The 1,004-nt window shown below is 68.5% G+C and carries 1 protein-coding gene; it reads left to right on the top strand.

The window, feature by feature from the left end; all coding sequences use genetic code 11:
* A partial coding sequence (locus tag GVV86_RS18400) for a fatty acid desaturase family protein (protein WP_159803665.1) occupies positions 1–1,004 on the top strand: 1,004 nt, incomplete at both ends.

The following is a 1,004-nucleotide window of genomic DNA, read 5'->3' as shown; positions in this document are numbered from 1 at the left end:
CTGCTGAAGCAGGTCCGGAAGGAGGGGCTGCTGACCCGGCGCCGGCGCTTTTATGTCTCGGTGTTCGTCCTGCTCACCCTGGCCATGGGGGCGGCCTGGACCGGGTTCGCCCTGCTCGGGGACACCTGGTTCCAGCTGCTGATCGCCGCGGCCCTGGGCGTGGTCCTGACCCAGACCGCGTTCCTGGCCCACGAGGCCTCCCACCGCCAGATCTTCCGGACCCGCGGCGCCAACGACTGGTCCGGCCGGGTCCTGGCCGCCGGAGTGGTCGGCATCAGCTACGCCTGGTGGATCGATAAGCACACCCGCCACCACAACGACCCCAACACCCGCGGCAAGGACCCCGACATCGAGGTCGACACCATCTCCTTCCTCGAAGAGGACGCCGCCAAGGCCCGCGGCCTGCAGGCCTGGATCACCCGCCGCCAGGGCTACCTGTTCTTCCCCCTGCTCACCCTGGAGGGCCTGAACCTGCACGCCCGCTCCATCATGACCCTGTTCCGCCGCGGCACCGTCCCCGGCCGCTGGGTCGAACTCGCCCTGCTCGCGGTGCGCTTCACCGCCTACCTGGGCATCCTCTTCTGGTTCCTGCCCGTGGGCATGGCCTTCGCCTTCCTGGGCGTGCAGCTGGCCGTGTTCGGCCTCTACATGGGCGCCTCGTTCGCCCCGAACCACAAGGGCATGCCGGTCGTGCCCGAGGACAGCAAACTCGACTTCTTCCAAAAGCAGGTCCTGACCTCACGCAACATCCGCGGCGGATCCTTCATCAACAACGCCTTCGGCGGCCTGAACTTCCAGATCGAACACCACCTCTTCCCGGACATGCCCCGCCCGCACCTGCGCCGCGCCGCCGAGATCGTCCGCGAGCACTGCGAACGCCTCAAGGTCCCCTACACCGAAGTCGGCGTCGGCGCCTCCTACGCCGCCGTGGTCACCTACCTCAACCGGGTCGGCCTCGCCGCCCGCGACCCCTTCGACTGCCCCATGGTCAACAAATACCGCCG

Origin of the sequence: Arthrobacter zhaoguopingii, from assembly GCF_009828595.1 — a bacterium.
Lineage (GTDB): Bacteria > Actinomycetota > Actinomycetes > Actinomycetales > Micrococcaceae > Arthrobacter_D > Arthrobacter_D zhaoguopingii.
Note: the sequence above shows the minus strand (reverse complement) of the source record. Positions and strands in the feature narration are given on the sequence as shown.